Annotated in this window: 19 protein-coding genes and 1 pseudogene; 2 read left to right on the plus strand and 18 right to left on the minus strand. The window is 32.2% G+C overall.

Annotated elements, in window-relative coordinates:
• From AABL87_RS12715 to AABL87_RS12745, 7 genes and pseudogenes are all read right to left on the minus strand, one after another.
• Positions 1-484, minus strand: a pseudogene (locus AABL87_RS12715) (hypothetical protein); the annotation flags it as partial.
• A gap of 851 nt (positions 485-1,335) precedes the next feature.
• Positions 1,336-1,797, minus strand: a complete 462-nt coding sequence (locus AABL87_RS12720) for a hypothetical protein (RefSeq protein WP_006258037.1) — start codon at positions 1,795-1,797, stop codon at positions 1,336-1,338.
• A gap of 658 nt (positions 1,798-2,455) precedes the next feature.
• On the minus strand, positions 2,456-4,495 hold the full coding sequence (locus tag AABL87_RS12725; protein ID WP_341277444.1) for a S8 family serine peptidase: 2,040 nt from the start codon (positions 4,493-4,495) through the stop codon (positions 2,456-2,458).
• Positions 4,496-4,697: 202 nt separating this feature from the next.
• Complete coding sequence (tnpA, locus tag AABL87_RS12730; RefSeq protein ID WP_006261444.1) at positions 4,698-5,111, minus strand: IS200/IS605 family transposase; 414 nt, start codon at positions 5,109-5,111, stop codon at positions 4,698-4,700.
• A gap of 580 nt (positions 5,112-5,691) precedes the next feature.
• Positions 5,692-6,708, minus strand: a complete 1,017-nt coding sequence (gene galE, locus AABL87_RS12735) for a UDP-glucose 4-epimerase GalE (protein ID WP_286465243.1) — start codon at positions 6,706-6,708, stop codon at positions 5,692-5,694.
• Between the two features lie 376 nt (positions 6,709-7,084).
• Positions 7,085-7,885 (minus strand): glucosamine-6-phosphate deaminase, encoded by an 801-nt coding sequence (gene nagB, locus AABL87_RS12740; protein ID WP_286465241.1) that lies wholly within the window; start codon positions 7,883-7,885, stop codon positions 7,085-7,087.
• A gap of 534 nt (positions 7,886-8,419) precedes the next feature.
• Complete coding sequence (locus tag AABL87_RS12745) at positions 8,420-9,556, minus strand: DegT/DnrJ/EryC1/StrS family aminotransferase (RefSeq protein ID WP_286465239.1); 1,137 nt, start codon at positions 9,554-9,556, stop codon at positions 8,420-8,422.
• A 335-nt stretch (positions 9,557-9,891) separates the two neighbouring features.
• On the opposite strand from AABL87_RS12745, the gene AABL87_RS12750 reads away from it, so the two are divergent.
• Together AABL87_RS12750 and AABL87_RS12755 are read left to right on the plus strand one after the other, a co-directional pair.
• Complete coding sequence (locus AABL87_RS12750) at positions 9,892-10,278, plus strand: adenylyltransferase/cytidyltransferase family protein (protein WP_286465238.1); 387 nt, start codon at positions 9,892-9,894, stop codon at positions 10,276-10,278.
• A 10-nt stretch (positions 10,279-10,288) separates the two neighbouring features.
• Complete coding sequence (locus AABL87_RS12755) at positions 10,289-11,707, plus strand: neutral/alkaline non-lysosomal ceramidase N-terminal domain-containing protein (protein WP_286465235.1); 1,419 nt, start codon at positions 10,289-10,291, stop codon at positions 11,705-11,707.
• A gap of 35 nt (positions 11,708-11,742) precedes the next feature.
• Here AABL87_RS12755 and AABL87_RS12760 read toward each other — a convergent pair whose 3' ends face one another.
• From AABL87_RS12760 to AABL87_RS12810, 11 genes are all read right to left on the minus strand, one after another.
• The gene (locus AABL87_RS12760; protein WP_286465232.1) at positions 11,743-12,351 is read right to left on the minus strand and encodes a sugar transferase; all 609 of its coding nucleotides are present in this window, start codon (positions 12,349-12,351) and stop codon (positions 11,743-11,745) included.
• Entirely contained in the window at positions 12,351-14,264 is a 1,914-nt protein-coding gene (locus AABL87_RS12765) for an NAD-dependent epimerase/dehydratase family protein (protein ID WP_341277445.1), read from the minus strand. Before AABL87_RS12765 ends, AABL87_RS12760 begins: the two co-directional genes overlap by 1 nt.
• 2 nt (positions 14,265-14,266) lie before the next feature.
• Positions 14,267-15,397, minus strand: coding sequence for a glycosyltransferase family 4 protein (locus tag AABL87_RS12770; protein ID WP_341277446.1), 1,131 nt, complete (start codon positions 15,395-15,397; stop codon positions 14,267-14,269).
• A 6-nt stretch (positions 15,398-15,403) separates the two neighbouring features.
• On the minus strand, positions 15,404-16,528 hold the full coding sequence (locus tag AABL87_RS12775; protein ID WP_341277447.1) for a glycosyltransferase: 1,125 nt from the start codon (positions 16,526-16,528) through the stop codon (positions 15,404-15,406).
• Entirely contained in the window at positions 16,529-17,752 is a 1,224-nt protein-coding gene (locus AABL87_RS12780; protein ID WP_341277448.1) for an EpsG family protein, read from the minus strand.
• Between the two features lie 56 nt (positions 17,753-17,808).
• Entirely contained in the window at positions 17,809-18,945 is a 1,137-nt protein-coding gene (locus AABL87_RS12785; protein WP_341277449.1) for a hypothetical protein, read from the minus strand.
• 2 nt (positions 18,946-18,947) lie between these two features.
• Positions 18,948-19,901, minus strand: a complete 954-nt coding sequence (locus AABL87_RS12790; protein ID WP_341277450.1) for a N(5)-(carboxyethyl)ornithine synthase — start codon at positions 19,899-19,901, stop codon at positions 18,948-18,950.
• 43 nt (positions 19,902-19,944) lie between these two features.
• Positions 19,945-21,201 carry an oligosaccharide flippase family protein gene (locus AABL87_RS12795; protein ID WP_341277451.1) on the minus strand — a complete coding sequence of 419 codons (1,257 nt, stop codon included), beginning with the start codon at positions 21,199-21,201 and terminating at the stop codon, positions 19,945-19,947.
• 2 nt (positions 21,202-21,203) lie between these two features.
• A complete protein-coding gene (locus tag AABL87_RS12800; RefSeq protein WP_341277452.1) occupies positions 21,204-22,550 on the minus strand; it encodes a nucleotide sugar dehydrogenase in 1,347 nt (448 codons plus the stop codon).
• 92 nt (positions 22,551-22,642) lie between these two features.
• Positions 22,643-23,179, minus strand: coding sequence for a serine O-acetyltransferase (locus tag AABL87_RS12805; RefSeq protein ID WP_341277453.1), 537 nt, complete (start codon positions 23,177-23,179; stop codon positions 22,643-22,645).
• Between the two features lie 71 nt (positions 23,180-23,250).
• Complete coding sequence (locus AABL87_RS12810) at positions 23,251-24,219, minus strand: SDR family oxidoreductase (RefSeq protein WP_341277454.1); 969 nt, start codon at positions 24,217-24,219, stop codon at positions 23,251-23,253.
• Between the last annotated feature and the right edge of the window lie 248 nt (positions 24,220-24,467).

The following is a 24,467-nucleotide window of genomic DNA, read 5'->3' on the forward strand; positions in this document are numbered from 1 at the left end:
GTTTTGTTATAAACTCTTTGTTCTCTACAAGTTTTGTTACAAACTCACTGTTCTCTGTAAGGTTAGTAACAAATACGCTGTTCTTAGCGATATCCTTAATCTCTAGTTCAACTTTATTATTTTCAGTATCTGTAATAACTAATCTTTCTTGATCCTCACTAATTGTAAAAGATTTATTAGTGGTATCTGTAAAAGTAGCTCCTGACAATAATGGAGTCCACTTATTTTGAAACCAATAATAAAAACCAGCTTTTAAATTACTCGACCCTATGTTATAAACAAGCAAACTTTCTATTAGTTTTCCTTTTACAGTAGTATTATCTGTCTGACTTAATAAATTTACCCTAGGTAATAAAACCCCTTTATCAGTAGCAGTTACATCTAACATTGTTGCATCTGCAGGTTTTTTTGTTCCAACCCCAACTTGAGCAGTAACATAACCACTGAAGAAAAGTGCTGTTAATGGAATAATTTTCTTAATCATAATTTTACTTTTTTCTTATGAATTACTTCTTCATAACTAACTTTTGTAAAATTACAAATAATACACTATTATTAACAATAAGTATATTTTTTAGCAGAAAAAACAAAATAACAACACAAACACAAAATTAATATCAAAAAATAAATACTAATTAATAAATTAACTCTATTTATAAAAATTATAAATAACTCTGTTTGGTAAGTCTTCTAAAAAACAAAAATCACATATTGTCAAACACAAACTAATATTCTTTTTGCCATACTGCCTATAATCACACAAGGTGATTTATTGCACTTTGTAGGGATTTTACATTTTCTACAATAGATTTTTTGTTGTTTTTACAGTCAAAAACTACTCTGGGTCTATTTTTTCGTCGTATTAGCATGATTATATACTTTTTTTAACACAAAAAAAACAGCCATTTTGGATTATGTTTTTTTGATAATCATACATTCTCATATTAAGAATAATAACATAATAACTTAGTGCTAAAAGAGAAAAAAAGTAAAATAAACCTATTTTTATTTGAGTCTATATTACTTACTGATTGTTAAGAATAATCTAATATATCTTATTAATACTTCTGTATTTAATTTAAATAAGCTTTTAGTATAACTCTAATTTTCCTTGTTTTTAAAAAGGAAGAGTCTAATACTTGAGTGCTATAAACTACTGCTTTTTTATTGAATTGTAGGCCTAATACTTTTTCTATAAATTAGAGTTGCTCTTTTATATAGGTATCGCTATTTGTTTACTCCTGCGTAAGATTTAACGGTTATCTGTATATCTAATTTCCCTTACTTAGCGCATAAAAAAAGAGTCTGCCCCATATAGAGCAGACTCCTTAATCTCTAATCACAATCATCGTGTCTATGCTTGTGATTATACTTTTTATTGTGTTTATTTTTATACTTATTACTTTTTCTGTAGTGATGCTCTCTCTTGTGATCATAAGGGTGATAATGTTTATAATGGTAGTCACCTGTATTCCATTTCTCACGTTGTTCTACAGTTAAGATATCACCTATCTGTATTCTGATTTCTTTGTATAACTCTTCTCTTTTGCGATCTAGTTCATATTCTCTATAATGCTTAGCACTAGCCCAATCACTATATCTTCTTTCATAATCACTCTGATACTCTCTGATCTTTCTCCACTGATTATCTTTTAAGCCTAAGGTAGACACATCATCATACACTAGAGATACTAATCCCCCCAGATTAATACCGATACTAGTACTACTCACTTTAGTCTGAGCACTAGCGAAAGAGGCCATCAGTATAAAAGCCCCTAAAATTACTTTCTTTTTCATATTGCTAACTGTTTTACTTTCAAACTATTATTTTGTTAGTAAGGCAAAATACCACTTGATAGCAAGGCAATATTCAAACTATATCCTCTATTTATAAAAAGTACACAACAAATGAAATCAAATACCACAATATTTCAAAAAATATTCACTAAACATTAACTATTCTATTCTTATACGATTTATACTAAAAACAACTGAAATATCTCTAAAGAATACCGACTTAAGAAAAGAATACTCCTACCAAAACAGATATAAACAAAACAATATTACAAAAACACAAACTATTAACTATAAAACATTTAATTATAAATATTTTTTAACACAAAAATATCTTAAAACACTAAATTTACATCAAATGATATTCTAATCATTAAAACTAATTTTCATAATTGTTCTTATACTCTTTACTTTACCTATTACAAAGCGTTAGAATATTGAAATAAAGATGGAATGCATGCCTTTAGTAATTTTGATAACACTCAACCCAGTTGAGTTTCCATACGATTTTATATTCAGAATTACCAAAAGGCAGACATCCATTACTTGACAAAAAGAAATACTTCTTTGACCTACTAATACTTGTTTTTACGATAAGTGAAGTAAAAACAAAAAAGCACGAAGGTTCGCCTTCGTGCTTTTACTATATATTACTATCTTCTTATCTTTTAGCGATTCGAACAGTCTTAGAGAGGTTGTCTGCTTTTACCTCTACTACATAGATATTAGAATTAAGACTTGCCATATTGATACTCACTTTTTCTTGTTGTACAGTCTCAGAACTACTTAGTACTAAACGTCCATTTATATCATACACCTTCATATCGACCACCTTGCCATTGTATGTCTTATCTAAAGATACATATAGATGATCCACCACAGGATTAGGCCATAACCTCACCACTTGCTTTGTCTCTACTTTACTTTCTTGTAAATCGTCAAACTCCCCTACAGTACTAATTAGAGAATATTCTTGTTTACCTGTATCTAATTTTCCTTTATGAGTGACCTCGATTACATAGGTTCCAGGCTGCACATCGTATAATTCTATCTTTTCAATATTATCTACATCATTGACTCCTTGGATCGCTCTAAGGTCATTAAAATCCTTATTTAGCTTCCACGGATAATAAGTATCCTTCCCTTTTCTAACCACTACATCTAAATCATTGACCAGGTCACCATTATTTATTTTATAGTTCTCATCTGAGTTTTGATACGTTACAACACCAGGCGGATCTGTCCAGGCCAAGGTTACCACCATCTTACTTGTCTTTTCACCTACTTGGATTTCGTGAGTATATTTTTGTTGCTCTCTTAGTTCATTCTCCAGGATATAGGTACTACGCTTATCTTTTGCCGCTAGCATGACATCCACACCAGCCTTAGCATTAATCACTCCCCAACCAAATAAATGATCAGGCCCCGCAGCACGACCTGCCTCATCAGCTGTATGTGCCATCAGCGCGCGCAAGGTAGCTGATTTAAAAGGCATATTAGTACTAGAGGCATAAATAGCCCATTCTTGCCATAGGGTAAACACTCCACTAACAGCAGGAGCAGCCATTGATGTACCATCACTATAAGCATATAGACTCGTCTCAGCCGCTCCATATAAAGGACTTGGATTGCGATAAGCAGCTGATAATACATCTACCCCTTTAGCCGAGATATCAGGCTTTATCCTAAAGTCATTAGTAGGCCCTTGACTACTAAAGCTAGCCAGCACTACATCAGAAGGCCCAGTATACTGAGCGACCTGTTCTACAGCAGCTACTACCACAGCATTTTTAGATACAGAAGAATCATTTAACAAATCACAATTACAGTTTTCCTTTTGACTCCCACCATAGACATTATAGTGAAACTCCCCATCATTGCCTGCTGCTATGACAGGCTGATAATAAGCAAATAAATAAGCTACCCGGTCAAATTCTCTACTGTGCTCAGAATAAGCCCCAAAATTCTTCACTAAACTAGGCTCATTTAAATACCCATAATCATCAAAGTAGTTATACCCATAAGAATGATTACTAACTAACATCCCACCAGAGGCCATTTGTCCCATCTTGCGATAATCGTTATTCCATGAATAACTCACTAGTTTTGCTTTAGGAGCGATTCCTTGAGCTTTGTTATTATATCCTAGCCCAACCATCGTTGCTCCAACATGAGTAGCGTGAAAACGGCTTTTTTGATGCCCTTTAGCATTATATGTAGTCAGAGTAGGTACAGACTCTCCTAAGGTTACTCTCGAGGTTGTATTAGAAGTTGTTGTATAAAACTCTTGATGAGTATCTAATAAAGGTAGTCCGTCGATAATCCCCACAGTCATCCCCTCTCCCTCTAAGTATTGATTAACGCCAACCTCCTTTTGAATAGCATTCACCCTAGCTGTTAATCTAGAACCATAGTTCAGAGTAGACTTATAAAGCAAAATCCCATTTTTATCTATACCACTAAGCTCAAAATAATTTCCTCTGGCATTTATCCCACTTGTTGGTAGATTTCTTTTCTCAGCCTCCAGAAAAGCCTCTTGTTTATTTAGAGCAGCTTTTGTTGTATATGTATTAATTTCTCTAGTTGCCTTATCTAGATCATAGGTTGACCTTACTGCACTACGCGTAGAGATTGTCTGCCCATAATGATCATAAACCCCTAAACACAACAATGCAAAACCTGTTACTATTATTTTTTTCATACTTTCTATACCTAATACGGGCTAAAATTAACAATTTATTCTTATCTAAGAGGCTGATTCAAGCTTTTTATTTATATCTATTCTAAACTAATAAAGGGATTCAAATATTTATTAAAGGATATTTCCTTAATGATATTATAAAAAGTAAAAAACCACCATTAAAAATGGTGGCTTTGTTTTTCAGATTAGCCCCAAAGGGGCATTACGATTGATTATCGTTATGTTCTTGATACTTGACATATCGTTTTATCATATCTTCGTCCAATCCTACTGTACTAACAAAATATCCACGAGACCAAAAATGATTACCCCAATATGGCTTCTGTTTTAATGTTGGATATGTTTTGAAGAGTTTTATAGCTAGTTTACCTTTAAGAATTCCCATAAATTCACTGATAGATACTTTGGGGGGAATCGAACATACTAAATGAATATGATCTTTCTGAATATTCATTTCTTGTATTTGAACACCTTTCCAACTACTAATCAATTGAATATCATATTCTATCAAACTTTTTACCATTCCTTCCAAAATTTGGAAGCGATACTTGGGTGTAAAAACTATGTGATAATCACATTTGTAATATACATGCGTTAATTTTCTATATTTACTCACTGTTTAAATGTTTTATAGTACAAGCCTATAAAACATCACCACCGCCAAAGGCGGTGGTTTTCTATACTTAAATAAAAACCTCTCTTATAAAAGAAAGGTTTTTTATTAGGGTAAGGTAAAAGGTTATTTATTTTTTGGGAAAATATAAATAAGAGTGAGTAATAAGGATAGCTCCTCTTGTACCTTACTGCTGACAAAAGTAACAATAGAAAACATTCATTCTTTACGGAAAACCGTAAAAGCTTATTTTTTATTATCACGGACCTAAGTACGCGACAAAAAACACATATAAAACATTCTTATTTTTAACCAAAACAATTTATATATTACAAAAAATCGCTAGCAAAGATTTACACCTAAACTCCACGCGAACTAGTAAGTAGACACACAAAAAGGGATTAAAAAAGAAAACCCACCAAAAGGTGGGCTCTTATAAAAAAAGCAATAGAGTTTTTATAAGCGATAGTAAAAGGACGAATTGTTATAAATTGTTTTTACTTCTCTATTGCTGTATTAATATTATTCTATTTTGTTAAAGTTAAGTTTTATACTTCACGCGAATTACATCCAGGCAAACTGACTAACGATTACGCACCTTCTGTTCCCATTTCCAAGCGCTCTCTAGCGCCTCTTCTAATGACAACTCTGTCTTCCATCCTAGCACTTCATTTGCTTTGGTAGTAGAAGCATAAGCCTGGGTAATATCACCATCTCTTCTAGCTACAATCTTGTAGGGAAGCTTAACTCCTGATACTTTTTCAAAAGCCTGAATAATTTCCATTACAGAAGATCCTTTCCCAGTCCCTACATTAAATACCTCTACCTTATCTACATTCTCTTCTTTTATCAATCTATCTAGTGCTGCCACGTGCGCTTTGGCCAAGTCCACCACATGGATATAGTCTCGTATACAAGTACCATCAGGCGTATCATAATCATCTCCAAATACAGACAACTCCTGACGCAACCCAATAGCGGTTTGTGTAATAAACGGAATCAAATTCTGAGGAACTCCATTAGGAAGTTCACCAATCAAAGTTGAAGCATGCGCCCCAATCGGATTAAAATAACGCAATAATACTGCGCTTATATTACTTACACGAGTCACATCTGTGATAATATCCTCCCCGATTTGCTTAGTATTTCCATAAGGAGATAACGCCTTTTGTACTGGAGCCTGTTCTGTAATTGGCATTACAGCCGCTTGTCCATAGACTGTACATGAAGAACTAAAGATAAAATGACTCTTCTCTTTCTTATCTAATTCTTTTAATAGATTCAGTAGAGGAACGATATTATTCTCATAATACATTAAAGGCTTTTCTACACTCTCCCCCACAGCCTTTGAAGCTGCAAAGTGAATCACTTCTGTAATATCCTTATAATCTGCAAAAAGTTTACTTACTCCAGCTCCATCTCTTAGATCCAACTCCACAAACAAAGGGCGTACTTTAGTAATCCCCTCGATACCATCTAGTACCTCGATAGAAGAATTAGACAAATCATCTACGATAACTACCTCATATCCTTTTTGCTGTAATTCTACTACGGTATGAGATCCTATAAATCCCAATCCTCCAGTAACTAATATTTTCATTTATTTTTACAGTTTATCTTTTTCTTTAACCATCAAAGATAGTCTTTTTATCTTTTTTAACAATATCAAAATGTCGAAACTATCTTTTTTTTGAGTCAACACCTATTTTGAGAAAACTGGGAACTTCCAATTAAGAGTGAGGAATTAACAATGTGTGCCTTGGCATTAAATTACATATAGCCTTTTTTCTCTTAAGTTGTTCTAAATACGCACTATCGCTTAATAAAATGAAAAAAGCCATTGTCTTAAGACAACAGCTTCTCTATAATCTTTGTTATCGCAGATTTATAATCCGTGATAAATATACCCTATACTTGCAAGACAACAATTCCTAATTTTTAATTCCTCAAAAGATACTCCCATTCTCTAATATCACCTACTCAGTTCTAGATAAAAGCGATGCCGCTTCATTATCCAATATATACTCTACATTAGACAATCTTTGTAAGAAAGTAGCAGGTATATCAGCCGAGATTTCTCCTTCTAATGCTTTTTTTATAATCTCTGCCTTGCGTTGGCTTAACGCCATTAAGATTACCTCCTTAGCCTGAGTGATGGTTTGTACCCCCATTGTGATGGCCTGTGTAGGTACTTTATCCTTCCCTCCAAAGTCGTCCTTTGCATCCTCACGCGTAATATCATTCAGGGTTACCAGACGTGTTCTAGACTCTAGTATAGCACCAGGTTCATTAAATCCAATATGACCTGTACGACCAATACCTAATAATTGCAAGTCAAGTCCTCCAAAGTCTACAATCTTCTTTTCATATAAATCACAGTATGCCTGTATTCCCTCTAGAGATAAAGTCCCATCAGGGATATGTACATGCTTTGGATCAATATCGATATGATTAAATAGGTTATGCTTCATAAACGACACATAACTCTGATCATCTATTGGCAAGATTGGATAATACTCATCCAGGTTAAAGGTAGTCACATTTTTAAAGCTTAGTCCCTCATCTTTGTGAAGGCGTATTAACTCTTTATACACCCCTTTTGGAGTAGATCCTGTTGCCAATCCTATAATCGCACGGTCTCCCTTATTTTGTTTTTCTTTTATAATTTTAGCTATACGCTGTGCTACATAAGCCGAAGCAATATCTTTGTCCTTGTATACTTTGATAGCCTCCCCTCTGCTATATGTAATTTCTTGCGTTTTAAATAATTCGCTCATCTATCTTTTTCCTTAACAACAATAAACAATTTTATTCCCTCCAATTCCTATATCTTTTCCTAAACTATAGCAACAACAAAAACACCTATATAGAGGTGTTTCTTGCTTTTGGAGTAATTTTGATTTTGTAAATATAATCATTTATCCCTTGTAATGTCCATCACAATGGGTGAATATCTTGTTTTTTTGAGTAAAACAACTACACAGAAAGTATGCCCTAATAAAGTGGAACAAGAAACCCCCTTAGAAAAATAAGAGATTAAGAATTTTCTACTTACAGCATGAGGTATGCATGTCAAGTCTATTCAGTACACAACACATTCTCCACTAGAGAAGGCTACCCACAGAGCGAGGTGGTTTATCACTTCACTCAACCAACTCCTACTAAACGAAGCAAACAACTTCCTAGCCAAAGGCGACTTTTACAAAAAAAGCTATTGTCTAAAGACAACAGCTTTTCTATATACTTTCAGTTTTATTCTTCTGCAACTTTCAAAATCACAAAAAAACAAAACTGTGACTTCACAAAATCACCTATTTAAAAAACGCTTTCACTGCCACAGCGATACGCTCTCTTTCTTCCTCTGTTAGATTACTTCCAGAAGGTAAACACAACCCACAATCAAATAAATGCTCTGCTACTTGACCTCCATAATATGGCGCATTCTCAAAGATAGGTTGCATATGCATAGGTTTCCACAATGGACGAGTCTCAATATTCTCTTCTAATAACTCCAAACGCAATTGCTCTCTATTCTTACCTGCTACAGCCTCATCGATCGTGATACAGCTCAACCAATGGTTAGAGAAGAAATCAGCCGTAGGCTCTACAAATACAGTAACTCCCGCAATATCTTTAAACAACTCTTGGTAGAACTTATTATTCGCACGACGAGCTGCGATGCGGTCATTTAATACCTCCATCTGTCCACGTCCAATCCCCGCTACGATATTACTCATACGGTAGTTATACCCGATATGTGAATGTTGATAGTGAGGTGCATTATCACGTGCTTGCGTAGATAAGAACACAGTGTGTTCTTTGTGCTCTTTAGTTTGAGATACCAGAGCTCCTCCACCCGAAGTGGTGATAATCTTATTTCCGTTGAAGCTCAATGCTGCTAACTCACCGAATGTACCACACTGACGCCCCTTATATGTACTTCCTAGTCCTTCTGCAGCATCTTCTAGTACAGGTACTTCATATTTCTTAGCCACAGCCATAATCTCATCCATTTTAGCAGGCATTCCGTATAAATGTACTGGAACGATTGCCTTTGGTTTTTTACCTGTTGCTATTGTACGTGCCTTTATTGCTTCTTCTAGCGCTACCGGACACATATTCCAAGTATCTGCCTCACTATCCACAAATACTGGTTTTGCACCTAAATATGCGATTGGGTTAGCCGATGCAGAGAACGTCATCGTTTGACAGATTACTTCGTCTCCTGCCTCTACTCCAAGGTTAATTAATCCCATGTGTAGAGCTGCTGTACCAGCGCTTAAAGCCGCTACCTGCACTCCTTCTCCTAAGAAAGATTCTAAGTCTTCTTCGAATCCGTTTACATTAGGTCCTAATGGAGCAACCCAGTTCGTATCAAAAGCCTCATGTATATATTTCAGCTCTTGTCCTCCCATATGAGGTGAAGATAACCAAATTTTTGATTTCATTATGTTGTAGTTTTTTATTCTGTTTTGAACGGTTAAAGGTAACAAGTTTTATGTAATTACATTAGAAGTTTTTTTATAAATAATAACTACTATTATAAGACACTAATAGTATATTACCTATTCATTCTCCAGTTTCCTAAATTATACATTAATTACAAAGCAATAACTTATTTCCTTATACTGAACAAAGATACTCTTAAGTAAATAACGAATTATAATTAATGGGTGACTATATCATTATTTTGAGTAAGCACTATCCTTGTTTTTGTGCGAGAAACAATCCTTATTATTAAATTTAAAAGCTAATTTTGCTATTCATACATCAAAACAACAATATGAAAGTAGGAATAACATTTTTAGCCTTTAAATTTTTACACTCAGGATATATTCAAATGTTAGAGGAAGCCAAAAAGCAATGTGATTATCTCATCGTTGGGCTTAATACTAATCCTAAAATAGAAACTGAATTACCCCTTTCTAAAGACTACACTTTGATAGAAAGATATATCTCTTTAAAAGCTTGTAAATATGTAGATGAAATTATTCCTTATCAATCCGAACAAGATTTAGAAGACATTATACGTTCTTTTAAAATAGATATTCGTTTTTTAGGCCCTGAATACAAAAAGAAAAACTATACCGCAAAAGAATATTGTCAAAACAAAGGAGTTGAAATATACTTCAATAAAAGAGACTTAAGACCTAAAAAAGTGTGGTTATAAAACAAAAGCAATGAAGAAAAAAAGAACAAACCTCTTGGTTATTTTTGCAATCTATTTAGTATCATTAAGTACTAGTTTTGCAAAAGAAAAAGTGCTATTTGCAGGAGTTACAAAAACCAATATTACCCCAACAAATAAAGACCTCCTGCAAAATAAAACAGTACACGATTCTCTATATGCAAAAACAATTATATTAGATAACCAATCAAATAAAATCGCTTTCATAATAGTTGACTCTCAAGGCATTGCTCAGTTTGTAATTAATGAAGCAAAAAAGCAAATACACAAATTAACTGACTTCCCTATTGAAAATATAGTTATTGCTTCCACACATACACATTCTGGTATCATAGCTAATGTTTCTGCTGAAAACTTTAACAATGACAAACTTACTGATTACCAAAATTTTTTAATTAGTAAACTTACTGAGAGCATAATCACTGCTACTGAAAACTTACAACCTGGAAAAATAGCTTGGGGAAAAATTAATAAACCTGAACATGTTTTTAACCGAAGATGGTATACCAAGGAACTTAATGTAAACCCTTTAGGTGGAGTAGATTCTGTAAAAATGAACCCTGGTAATGCTCTAAGAAGTCAATTAATAAAACCCGCAGGCCCGACAGATCCACAAATAAACTTTATAGCGATTCAAAAAACAGATGATACGCCATTAGCAATTCTAGCAAATTACTCTTTACATTATATTGGAGGTATAAAACCTAACGAATTGTCTGCTGATTATTATGGGGCTTTTGATATTGCTATTAATAAATTATTAAATAACAACACACTCAACCCTAATTTTGTAGGTATTATGTCTAACGGTACATCAGGGGATATCAATAACCATGATTACAGTAAAGTCTTACCTTCATATCCATACTATCAGAAAATGGAAAGCGTAGCACAAGATATAGCAGAAGATATTAGCAAAGAGTATAAACAACTCGAATTTAAATCATGGATACCTATTGAAATAGACTATCAAGATATAACAGTATATCCAAGAAAAATGGATACTCAACTAGACTCCAATATAAAAAGTATAGCAGCTAATAAATCTACATCTACAGTATTCCATCCTGAAGAAAAATATTTCTCTACTAGAGTAGGTTATTATAAAAAAAATTATTCTAAACCTTTTGTAGTCCCATTACAAGCAATACGCTTAGGCGATTTAGCCATTAGCACTATTCCTTTTGAAGTTTTTGTGGAAACAGGATTAGAATTAAAACAAAGAAACCCTTTTAAAAATTCATTCACTATAGGCTTAGCTAATGGTCATTGGGGATACTTACCTACCCCTGAACAACATAAAAAAGGAGGATATGAAACTTGGATTACCGTAAATAGAGTAGAAAAAAACACTTCTAGAATTTTTACAGAACAATTACTAGAAATGTTTAACAAACTAAAAAGTAAATAAAAAAAGAGGGAACAATTGTTCCCTCTTTTTTTATTCTAATTATTTCCTCTAAAAGGTTCCATCGTTGTATTATCACCTGCATTCACTCCACTTCTCATAAATACTTTTTTTACTGTAAGTAAAAGAATTTTAATATCTAACATCATACTTAAATGATCTACATAATATACATCTAATTCAAACTTTGCTGTCCACGAAATAGAATTTCTTCCATTTACCTGTGCCCACCCTGTAATACCTGGTCTAACCTCATGCCTTCTATCTTGAGATTCATTATACAAGGGTAAGTATTTCACTAATAAAGGTCTTGGCCCTACTAAAGCCATATCTCCTTTAATAACATTAATCAATTGTGGTAATTCATCTAAAGAAGTTGCTCTAACGAATTTACCTACTTTTGTAATACGTTGCACATCTGGAAGTAACTTACCTTCACTATTTTTCTTATCATTCATCGTTTTGAATTTAATTACCTTAAATACCTTGCGATGAATACCTGGCCTTTCTTGAAAGAAAAATACCCCTGCCCCTTGATTAGCTACAGCTAAAAATATAACTAATACAATAAACAATGGACTAAAAACCAAAAAAGCAATTAGAGCAATACAAAAGTCTAATAACCTTTTAACAAACCCTCTATACATTACTTTAATTGTTTAATGATATCCACAATAGTATATTTAGCAGACCAACCTAAATCTTTAATTAGATTACCATTCACTAATGAAGAAGCTTTTATCTCTTTACTATCATTTAAAATAAACTCTCCTGTTCCTACCACATTTTCCTTTACCAAACTAATATACTCTCTTAAATTGATGTCTTTACCACTCAAATTAACTGCCTGAGGAAACTGTTGCTCATCCATTTTACCTATCACAAAGTACAATGCATTTAATACATCATCTACGTGAATTAGATTTGTATTATTCTCAGGATACTCTATTTTTACAGTTTTACCTTCTAAATAATCTTGAATCATCTTCCCAAAGAAGCCTGCCTGACCAACAATGCTAGGAATAATAACTCGTGGTAAACGAAGAGAAACTATATTTGATAACGGAGAAAATTCTTTAATAGAACTAAACAGATTCTCAATGATTACTTTTTGAAAAGCATAACTATTATTATACGCTATTGGATAACCTTCTGTTTTACTCTCATTGACATACTGAGGATAAACAGATTGAGAAGATATATTAATCACTTTATTAATACGTGCTTTCGCTATTTTTACAGTCATTTTCTGCAAGAATAATACAGCATCGTATTTTAATTTATCTTCTTCATAAGCTAATGCACTAACAAAGTTTATCAGCACATCTGTTTGACAAAGTACTTGTTCTAAATTAATATCATCCTGAACGATTAAACGCACATTACTAATATTGCCAAACAAAAGTCTATACTTAGATAAAGAACTTTCTCTGACAACTAGATTAACTCGTTTATACAACTCATGAGAATTTAACACAAACATTTGCCCAATATTACTTCCTCCTCCTAGAATAGTAATTGTTTCTTTCTCTTGTCTAATCCCTTGTCTTGGAATAGTGGTACATGCTACCTGTCTAACTCCTACTTTATTATATGCATAGTTATCTAATTCACATTTCATTCCTAAGAAATCGCGAACTAAATAATCAACCTCATTAAATCCTAATAAAGCGCGATTACCTGTTATACCTGTAAAACGCATATTCATTTCGAAGAAAAACAACCCTTTTGGAGTTACCCTACCTTGAATATTCACAGGTCCTTTCACTCCATGCTCTTCTAAGATAGGCACGAATTTCATAATTTCGTCTGTATAGGCAAAATCATCCGGATTAATCGGATCTACATATACAGGAACACCATTTTTTAAAGAATTCTTAGAAATAAAAATTCCAGAGAACTTAGATTGTTTATTAAAAATCAACTGAATCGAAATCTCTGACATCTGTAAGAACTTTCCTTTCCTTACAGCATCTGTAATCTGTTTGTAATTCTTATCAGTCTCTTCAGGGAACAAGTAAGGCTGAATAATATCGTCTCCGTTCAATCCTTCTAACTCAGATAAATCATTTATAATCGAAATTCCCTGAGAAGCAGAACCTCCACATGGTTTTACAATAGCAGGTAAAATACTCTCATCTGGATTTGCTAAAAACTCAGTAACAGAAACTGTAGGCACTATTTTACATCCTAATGGAGCAAAAAAGTTATACCAATCTTGTTTATCACGACTAATAGCGATTACTTTTGGCTCTGAAACAACAACTTCAATACCTGCAGATTTAAACAAGTCATACTCTTTAGCAAACAACACTAGCTCATGATCGTGACCAGGAACTAAAATATCTACTTTATTCTCAATACACAACTGTAAGATATGTTGCGTATAACCTTCTGAATATAAACCTGGCACAATGATAAACTCATCACAGTAGCTATGAGCATAAACATTAGGATTACCATCACATCCGATTATCTTACATTCTCTCTTTAGGTTTAACGAATCAATCACAGATTGACCTACACCTGAACCTACACAAGTTACTAGTACCGTAATCATAACTATATTTTTTTTATTTCTTTATATATTTTACTTAGTTGTCCACCAATCGCCTCAGGTGAATACTTCTTCTTTATATTCCTAGAAATCTCCTCCTGATTATATTGATCAATATTTTGATACATATAATTCATTGCTTTAGCCATCTCTTCCACATTTCCCACTTCTACCATCACAGCATTTGTATCATCCACAAAGTCTTCTGGTCCTCCACATTTAGTCATAATAGCAGGTACACCAGCAGATAATGCTTCCATACATGCTGTAGCAAAATTTTCTGACAATGAAGATAAGACATATACTGATGATTTTGCCATAAAATCCATTATTTCAGCACGCGTTTTCCTACCTTCTAAAAACACTTGATTCTCTACCCCTAAAGACTGTATCAGCTGCTGTAAAGTCCCTTCCATTCCTCCATTACCTATAATATGAAAGTGAACATTAGCTGGTAGTTTAGCTTTAGCAAATGCTTTTATAGCTGTATCAAAACCTTTTATCTTAAATAGAGAGCCTACTGCTATAAAACGAAATATTTCATCTTTCTTTTCTGGCACATAACTAAAAACACTGTCTATCACACAACCAACAAACTCAGACTCTACATTAAATTCTCGTTTTACAATGCGTTCTAAGGGCGCAGATACTGTTATTAATCTATCCACAGCAGGATATGCCTCTTTAGCATCAGCATATACACTACTTTTAATTTTTTTTCTTTTTAATTCACTCCAGTGTTCTGTACCAACAACAGGGATATTAAACAAACTTTTCAGATAAGTCCCTATTCTAATATTTGGTAAATAATGTCCATGTATCACATCTACTTTTCCTTCTACTTTTTCTATATGTTGATACAGCTTCTTAGCAAAACGATTTACAAAATAATTATGAATAAAACGAGGCAATACACGATATGGCAATGGAAAAAAATAATTATACATTTTTACTCCGTCTATTGTGGTTGAAGTAATACCAATAGTACGCCAATACAATCGAATTCTTCGATCTACAGACATAGAAATAACCTCATGACCTTGTCCTAGAATAGCTTTTGCCTGATCTAACTCAAAGTTTCCCCACATCGGATCCTTTTTTGAAGGAATACCTCTTGATATCAATAATACTTTCATCTACTACTATTGTAAAAGTTCTTTAATTTTACCTATATTCTCAAAAGAAAACAAATCATTCCCTATTTCAAAACAACGTTGAGCATTATACTGATAGCTTTCTTTATTCAATAATTCCCCTACCTTAGCCTCTAAAGCATCTCCATTTCCATATACACAACTCCCTAATTCAGGATGTTTATCAAATACCTTATCTGGATCAGAATTTAATGACAATACAGGTATACCTCTTAACCAGCTCTGAATAAACACATTTGAAAAGCCCTCACTTACACTTGTATTAACTACAAGACTACCCTCTTTTAACAAAAACTCATTAACAAATTCATTATTTTTTCCTTGATAATGAGTAATATTAGACAAACCTTTTATACGTTCTATGATAGGATTAGCATATATTGCATCCTGAATACTCCCTATAATATCAAAATGTACTTTGGGATTACCACTATACTTCTCTGCTAACTCTACAAACACTTCTAATTGCTTTATTGGTTTTATATTCGCTACCCATACAATATGAGCTACCTTTGACTTTACTTTCTTCTCTATATATTGCAACACTGTATTATCTAACGTTGGATGCATATTGTAAACTTGAAGTACAGGCGTTACTCCTAAAGTAGCTAAAGCTTCCCGTTGTTCTCCTGTCTGTACAATAAATCTACTCTTATTCTCAACAGTTTTTTGAAAAAAGTGATAATTAAATTTACCTCTTAACGTATCAGTATTAAACTGTAACGTAAACAAGTCTGCAACATGTATAAAGTGCTTATACCCTAGCTCATTTTGATATTTAGAAATATAATAAGACATAAACTTTAATACACGCTGATACACAAAAGCTGGTTTCTCCTTTTGAAGTATTTCATAGATTCTTCGTCCATAAGTATACTTTAGCGTCAATGTGTCTAGTTTTGTACAACTTTTAATAAAGTATACCTTATACCCATCTACTATTTGACTAGTTGTCTTTTCTACACGCTGACCAGGCACATCACCTAAGTACAGAAATACAATTTCATATTCCTCCTTTAAGCGATCCGCTATTAAACGCATCTGATATTCTGCACCTCCTTTAAACAACGGATAAAGTCCTGTTACTAATACTATTTTTTCTTTTTCTTTCATTTAATAAAAATCACGTTGTGTATATGTTGATTCCAGAATAGAGACAAGTAATAACTTACCTAAACTAAGAAAACCTCTAAAACTTTCTCTATATATAATATAAAATGTATAAAAATAATACATCCCATACAAAAATGTTGCTACTAAAGCTATCTTTCTCAAAAGTAATATTTCTTTCCTTCTTTTAATACCTGGGCTATAACAAGTTGCCATTAGTGTTAGAGCAAAAACAGGTTTAAAAACTTGAATATAACGATCATAAATAATCATATTTGTAGGGATACAAACTAAAGCAACTAAAAATACTGCCAAGAAAATCTGCAATAAATCTGATGATATAGCACGATAAAATTTCATATAAAAAAACAAAGAAATAAAAACAGGCAATATCAGCATACTAGATAATATTTTAATATTTGTATCTTCATATATAGTCAAATATGTTTGTGCCTTAGTTGCCAAGAAAGGTATATATTGAAGAAAAATCATCAAACTACCACTTACACTAAAAAAAATCACTATCACCCCGATAGTAATTAGCATCGTATTAATCTTAACTCTATTTGTAAAAAAATAGAAAAGAATAATAAATGGAAGGTACACTGAAAAAGCAAAATGAGTAAAACAACTCAAAGTAAAAAAGAAGTAAGAAACTTTATTATTTTTTTTTAAATGGTTATAAATAAACAGCATAAAAAAAAGAAAACCTAACGAAAATCTCGTAACAGAAATCATTGATAAAATAGGTAAACTCAAAACAAAACTTATCATTAAGACAAAATATGATTGTCTTGAAGGATTTAATCTTCTAATCACAAAGTCACCTATTCTAAAGCATGAATAAAATGAAATTACAGAAATTATCAATAAAAAAGTTTGGAATCCAATACCTAATCGAGAAAAACAAAAATAAATAAAGAAAAAAACATAATCATTTTGACTCTCTAATATAGTCTTAAATCCACTATAGTCAACATTCAATATCTCTTGGTATAGAATATAATACCTAGAGATATCTAATTCCCAAGTTGGAATTAAATAATATGTTAACACACCAAAAAATAAGGCTAATACAAATAAAGAAAAACGTTCTCTGTTATAAATAGAAAATAAAACAAATGGTAAACAAAAAATCGGTGATATTAAAAAAAACACGAAAGCTAACAATGAATATTTATATTCATTTGTTTGTAAACTTTTATTAGAACTACTTGTTAAAATCATACTTAATACTTTCTTCCAACTTTATCAATATAAATAAACCAATACTTGGTGAATATTTAAAAAATTTCTTTTTCAATTAACTCTTTTAAAGTCAATTCCTGAATCCAATACTTTCCTTTTACAAAATCATAATTAGAGTCTGAATTTCTCTTATAATAACCTGGTATACCATCTATCTCTAGTTGATTTGGCGTATCTACTCCAATAAAAATAGAGCTTTCTATAATATAGTATTTCTTATCTTTATCACTATACAGTAAGTCTGTTGCTAAAAAATTAGCACCATAGAGCTCTTTCACTTTAAAAGCCAAATCTAACGCCTCTTTAGGAATTTCTTTCTTTGCATAATTACCCGCTCCAGAAGCTCTAAAATCTCCTTCATTTGGAAATCTATAATACCCTAGAGCTTTATCTCCCACTGTTATTACACGCAAATCATAGGTAGCATCGTCTATAAACTGTTGAAAATAAACATAATTCTTTTGTCGTTCAAAAGGGAAATAAGTCTTTACCCCCTTATCACTAAACACCTTATCAACAAACTTCATTGCCACATTCTTATTACTAATCTTTTCAACTCCAAAAGAAGCTGACCCCGTAGTTAACTTTGAAATAATAGGGTACTTTGTTTTCTCTAGAAAATTAATGATTTCATTTTTATCATGAGAAACAAAAGTTGGTATTTCTGGCAAATCATGAGCCTTGTAAAAGTAATGAGCATTCACTTTATCCTCGTACCCCCATATTTCATCATAAGAAGGCAAACACTTCTTATTCAATATTTTATCTAAAACATAGATTTTACTCTTGGCTATTTTTTGCGTGCATGGATCAGAAGCAGTATGCCAGATAATTAAATCATACTTTTTAGCTTCTTCCAACCAATCAGAACTTAAAATATTATAAAACTCATACTTAATCTGATTGTTTCTTAAAAAACGCTCATACTTAGGAAAATAAGATCTAGGGGAAATAAAATTTTCATCTCCTTTAAACAAAGCATCCTTAACTAAAGCTACTTGATAATTCCCTAAATCAAGATTCTCTTGTAATAAAACTTTATTAGCTATTTCTATATCCTCTAAATGTTTATTATAAGAAACAATATTTCCACTTTTAAGCATCTTCTCTCTATATTTAGAATAAAGAAAAGGTGTTACTAACACAATCTTTTTTAATACACTACGCAACATAATTATCTCTTTTGAAATGCAGCAATTCTTTGATCAATAATCTCCCCATTTTTCATAATCAAAGCCTCCTTTAATACAGTATTAGTATTTTCTTCAATCAAGTAGTCTATTGTCTTAGAAACCTCCTCACTTAAACTTTTCGAAATAGTTTTATAAAAAATTGAAGGAGTATGATCTACAGCATAATGAACAACATCATCTACAACATAAATAGGATTATCCATAGAAGTAGGAATACAAGTTTCTACCCCACCATTACGATCACAACTAACATCAATAATCAATGCACCTTTTTTCATACGTTTCAAATCTTCTTTATAAATAATGTGATCTGTACGTGAAGTATCCCATAGAATACAGTTAACCACAACATCAAATAAATGCAATTCTTTTTGAAATAATTTTTCTGTTTTGCGATCATACATTGTAACATCTGCCCCCATAAAAGTCAAAATCTTTAATGCTCCTTTACCTATATTTCCACGTCCTATAATTGCAACTTTTGTATCATAAGGAAATAATCCATGTAAAGTATAAGCGTGCATAATAGCTGCTTCTCCAGCAATTTCATTATTTCGCCAAAAAGTATGTCTACCATCTTCAAACATATCTTCCCAAGCATAAGCAGTTAACTTATTATTAATTAAAATATCTGTAATATCTCTATTCTGCACAGCATGTACCCAGCCATATATAGTCTGTCCATTTAATTTATCCAAATATGCAGCATCTCCAATTTTACCATCACAAATAATATCTTTACTCAATACTTCTTCTCTTGATACTATATGTACACCAGCCTTTAAGTAATCTTCATTAGTATAACCAAGTACATCACCATACCCTTCCTCTACATAGATATATTCTTTATTTTTAATATATTTAATATCATTAGGAATTAAACATCTTCTTTTTTCATTCTTTTTTTGACTAATTGGAAATCCTACTGTTTTCATAATATAATATTTTAGTTTACTTTAAAAATCTACAACTTAACCATTATTGGTTTATATTATTTTTCATCTTAATATACTTAAGAAATAATCCACCACCCATCATCCATCGTCCAAAGCTTAAATTAATAGCCGCTCCAATAATACCGAAATAAGTTATCAGAGGAAAAGCTAACACAAAACCTAATAAAGACGCTCTTACTGTATTCTTCATCACTAACTTATCCATTCTCTTAATTAAAAAATAATTCAATCCAAATATATTAGAGAATGTATACCCATTTAATCCTATTACCAATAATAGTAATACAACAAAAGCATATTCATAATCAATATCTAAATACCAAAAAATCAATTGATATCCAGCTAAAATACAGATACTCATTAAGACACTAACACTAAGCAACATCTTTTTGTACTTAGGAAACATGCCTTTTTTTCGATTTAAATAAGGGAAGAAAACCCTAGAGAATACATCAATAATAGTAATACCTAAGTTAACAACTGTTAAAATAGCTTGATAAATACCAACTAACGACTTTGTTCCTAATATACCTAATAAAAAAGTACTAGTATTATTATACAAAGTAGGTACAAACTGGTTAATAAATAAAGGAAAATTACTTTTAATCGTATCTTTAATAATTCTTTTAGGAAGCCAAATCAACTGTAACTTATACTTTCTAACTAATAAGTATTGTCCTATAATTCCTGCCCCAATAAATCCTAACCCTTGCAATAACGGGTAAATCCAATAATCTCGCTCTTCTCGGATAAACACAAAAATGCAAATAGTAAAAAAAAACTTAATCCCTAAGTTTAAATAAGTAATATAACGCATTTTTTCAATTCCTTGAAAGAACCATTCTGGAAACAAAGCATATCCTACTAACAGTAATGAACTTAAAGCATAAATCTCTTTGAATTCATAAAAAGAAGTAGTTAGTAATACAATTAAAGCAATAATTAAAAGTGATAAAGCTAGAAATATCCCTTTAATAAGTATTACTTTACTATAAATCAAATTTAGTTTTTGTGGACTATTTTTAAAAACAGCGACATCGCGTACTGCTGTAATACGAAAGCTAAAATCTGTTAGCGACTGGAAATATGCAATTAACGAAGCAGCAAAAACGATGATACCATATTTCTCAAACCCTAACACCCTTAAGACATAAGGCAAAGTAATTAAGGGTAAAATCATCCCCACCAATTGCAAAGCTGATAATGATACAAAATTCTCTAAAAGAGCTCTTGCATCCTTACTACTAAATTTTTGCTTTATTTTATTGATTAAACTCACTGCTACAATCTACTATCTATTTCACCTTCTAATACACCTTTTACATCATAGACAACAGATATTTCTTTTCTCAAACTAGTAATATCCAATGCCAATAACTCTTTATGAGCAACCCCTAATACAATAGCATCATAACGTTTTACATCTGCTGGATAGCGGTGATCTGTAGCCTGGTTTTCTCTTGGTTGAATAGCTTCTATTTTATTATAGCTCACTACTCCATACTCATGCATTACTTCTGCAGGATTAGCCCATGGGTCATATGTTGTTACTTTCACTCCGTAATCTTCTAAGGCTCCAATTACATCTACAATCTTCGTATTACGTACATCCGGACAGTTTTCTTTAAATGTCACCCCTAACATTAATACTTCTGCTTTACTGACATTGATTCCTTTCTTAATCATTGTTTTTACCACTTGAGAAGCGACATACTCTCCCATAGAGTCATTTAAACGACGACCTGCTAAGATAATCTCTGGATGGTATCCTTTTTCCATTGCTTTTTGTGCTAGATAGTATGGATCAACACCTATACAGTGACCACCTACTAATCCTGGTTTAAATGGCAAGAAATTCCACTTCGTACCAGCTGCTTCTAATACTGCATGTGTATCAATATCTAATAGGTTGAAAATCTTCGCTAGCTCATTTACAAAAGCAATATTGATATCTCGCTGTGAGTTTTCAATCACTTTAGCAGCTTCAGCCACCTTAATTGTAGGTGCTAAATGTGTCCCTGCTGTAATCACAGCTTTATAAATATCATTTACCACTACTCCTATCTCAGGTGTACTTCCTGAAGTTACTTTTAATATTTTTTCAACAGTATGTTGTTTATCCCCAGGATTAATACGCTCTGGAGAATATCCGCAGAAGAAATCTTCATTGAATTTTAATCCTGAAACTCTTTCTAATACAGGTACACATTCCTCTTCTGTTACCCCTGGGTATACAGTAGACTCATAAATCACAATATCTCCTTTTTTCAACACCTTACCTACTGTCTCAGAAGACTTATATAGAGGCGTTAAATCAGGACGATTGTGCTTATCTACAGGAGTTGGTACAGTTACCACATATACATTACAATCTGTAATATCTCCCATATCATAAGAACAATATAACCCCTTATCTCCATGATGTAATACTGGATTTTTATCCACTAATACAGACTGTAAAATCTCATTCTCTACCTCTAACGTACTGTCTTTTCCTTCACTTAACTCTCCAATACGTCCTTTGTTAATATCAAATCCTACTGTAGGAAATTTCGTTCCAAACAATCTTGCTAAAGGCAATCCTACATATCCTAATCCAATAACTGCAATTTTATGTTGTGTACTCATATCTATTTTTTTTAGTTAATTGACTTTTTTATTTAAGTTTTAAATTTTTCTTAAATCAATTATCCTCTTATTATTTTGTTTTACTTTTTGATTTAAACAGTGCGGTTTACATATCCTTCTGATCCTTTCATAGACAATACTTTTGCAGGGATACCTCCTACTATACAATTATCTTCAACATCTTTCACTACTACTGCATTTGCTCCAATAGCTACATTATTTCCAATCTTAATAGCTCCTATTATTTTAGCTCCTGGTCCTATATAAACATTATTCCCTATAATTGGTGCACCTTCTTTATCACCTACATTTACTTGCCCAATAGTCACACCATGAGAAATGTTAACATTATCTCCTATAATAGCCCCTTGATTAACCACGATACAATTATAATGTCCAATATAAAATCCCCTACCTATTTTAGTTCCTATAGGAATCTGTATTCCAAACTTATAACTTAGCTTTCTATGTATTAATTTATAAAAAATATTCTTAGGGTTCTTACTCGCAAGACGAAACCAATACATATATCTAAATCCAGGAATAAAAAAATAAGTTTTCAAACACTTACTTACACTATATCCCCCTACATATCGATACAGATCTTCTTTTATACTTTTATCCATCATTAAAATTGTATTTTATTAACACAAGCTATTTTTAAAATCAAATATACTTTATGCAAACATAAATAATTCATCTACTTCAAATTCTCCCAATACCATTGAACAGCCTCAGCTAATCCTTTATCTATGGTATGTGTTGGTTCATATCCCAATAACGTTTTTGCTTTATCTACAGAAGCCAAAGAGTGAGGAATATCTCCTACACGATTAGGGCCATGTACCGCCTCTACATTAGCTATCTCAGCATCACACTTTGCTAAGTTGTCTTTTAAATAACCAATCAATGAATTTAAGGTAGTTCTATCTCCTACTGCTGTATTATACACAGTATTAATCGCATCAGGATTCGTCGTTAACATTGCACGTTCATTCATCTGAATCACATTATCAATATAGGTAAAGTCACGAGAATAGTCACCTGTACCATTAATGGTAGGACTCTCGTGTTTAATTAATTGCTTAACAAATAAAGGAATAACAGCAGCATAAGCTCCGTTTGGATCTTGGCGGCGACCAAATACGTTGAAGTAACGTAACCCTATTGTCTCTATACCATATGTTCTTGCAAATACATCAGCATATAATTCGTTTACATACTTCGTCACTGCATAAGGAGAAAGTGGTTTTCCGATAATGTCTTCCACTTTAGGTAAGTTTTCTGAATCTCCATAAGTTGATGAACTAGCTGCATACACCATACGCTTCACTCCTCCATCTCTCATGGCTACTAGCATATTTAAGAATCCTGACACATTTACATCATTAGAAGTAATAGGATCTTTTACAGAACGAGGAACCGAACCTAATGCTGCCTGATGTAAAACATAGTCCATCCCTTTTACTGCGCGATGACAAGTTTCTAAATCACGGATATCTCCTTCGATTAATTCATAATTTTCATTTAACAAAAAAGGCTCGATATTATGTCTATGCCCTGTTGCGAAATTGTCTAAACAACGTACAAAATATCCTTTGCTTAAAAAATATTCTGTCAAATTAGATCCAATGAATCCTGCTCCACCTGTGATCAGTACTTTAGTCATGTTTTAATGTGTAATTATTTTATATTCAGTGATACTTTATGCTATCAAATAATTAAAATTGTCAATTATTGTCTTCTTTTTCTAACAGCAAGTTACAAATGTACACTTTTAAAATATTGGTGCGAATAAAAACTTCACTTTTTGTGTGGAGTGGTGTTTTTTGTTAGTAAAGACTACGTCTATCCATTTTTACTAGTTACGAATTTAGCCATCTTAGGTATGTGATACATTAATACACTTCTATAGTT

It is taken from the genome of Myroides sp. C4067 (genome assembly GCF_038039665.1).
GTDB lineage: Bacteria > Bacteroidota > Bacteroidia > Flavobacteriales > Flavobacteriaceae > Flavobacterium > Flavobacterium odoratimimum.

Excerpts from the sequence above, each read along its gene's own strand:
- AABL87_RS12720 (WP_006258037.1), bottom strand. The coding sequence starts at position 1,797 with ATGAAAAAGAAAGTAATTTTAGGGGCTTTTATACTGATGGCCTCTTTC.
- AABL87_RS12725 (WP_341277444.1), bottom strand. The coding sequence starts at position 4,495 with ATGAAAAAAATAATAGTAACAGGTTTTGCATTGTTGTGTTTAGGGGTT.
- galE (WP_286465243.1), bottom strand. The coding sequence starts at position 6,708 with ATGAAAATATTAGTTACTGGAGGATTGGGATTTATAGGATCTCATACC.
- nagB (WP_286465241.1), bottom strand. The coding sequence starts at position 7,885 with ATGAGCGAATTATTTAAAACGCAAGAAATTACATATAGCAGAGGGGAG.
- AABL87_RS12745 (WP_286465239.1), bottom strand. The coding sequence starts at position 9,556 with ATGAAATCAAAAATTTGGTTATCTTCACCTCATATGGGAGGACAAGAG.
- AABL87_RS12750 (WP_286465238.1), top strand. The coding sequence starts at position 9,892 with ATGAAAGTAGGAATAACATTTTTAGCCTTTAAATTTTTACACTCAGGA.
- AABL87_RS12755 (WP_286465235.1), top strand. The coding sequence starts at position 10,289 with ATGAAGAAAAAAAGAACAAACCTCTTGGTTATTTTTGCAATCTATTTA.
- AABL87_RS12760 (WP_286465232.1), bottom strand. The coding sequence starts at position 12,351 with ATGTATAGAGGGTTTGTTAAAAGGTTATTAGACTTTTGTATTGCTCTA.
- AABL87_RS12765 (WP_341277445.1), bottom strand. The coding sequence starts at position 14,264 with ATGATTACGGTACTAGTAACTTGTGTAGGTTCAGGTGTAGGTCAATCT.
- AABL87_RS12770 (WP_341277446.1), bottom strand. The coding sequence starts at position 15,397 with ATGAAAGTATTATTGATATCAAGAGGTATTCCTTCAAAAAAGGATCCG.
- AABL87_RS12775 (WP_341277447.1), bottom strand. The coding sequence starts at position 16,528 with ATGAAAGAAAAAGAAAAAATAGTATTAGTAACAGGACTTTATCCGTTG.
- AABL87_RS12780 (WP_341277448.1), bottom strand. The coding sequence starts at position 17,752 with ATGATTTTAACAAGTAGTTCTAATAAAAGTTTACAAACAAATGAATAT.
- AABL87_RS12785 (WP_341277449.1), bottom strand. The coding sequence starts at position 18,945 with ATGTTGCGTAGTGTATTAAAAAAGATTGTGTTAGTAACACCTTTTCTT.
- AABL87_RS12790 (WP_341277450.1), bottom strand. The coding sequence starts at position 19,901 with ATGAAAACAGTAGGATTTCCAATTAGTCAAAAAAAGAATGAAAAAAGA.
- AABL87_RS12800 (WP_341277452.1), bottom strand. The coding sequence starts at position 22,550 with ATGAGTACACAACATAAAATTGCAGTTATTGGATTAGGATATGTAGGA.
- AABL87_RS12805 (WP_341277453.1), bottom strand. The coding sequence starts at position 23,179 with ATGATGGATAAAAGTATAAAAGAAGATCTGTATCGATATGTAGGGGGA.
- AABL87_RS12810 (WP_341277454.1), bottom strand. The coding sequence starts at position 24,219 with ATGACTAAAGTACTGATCACAGGTGGAGCAGGATTCATTGGATCTAAT.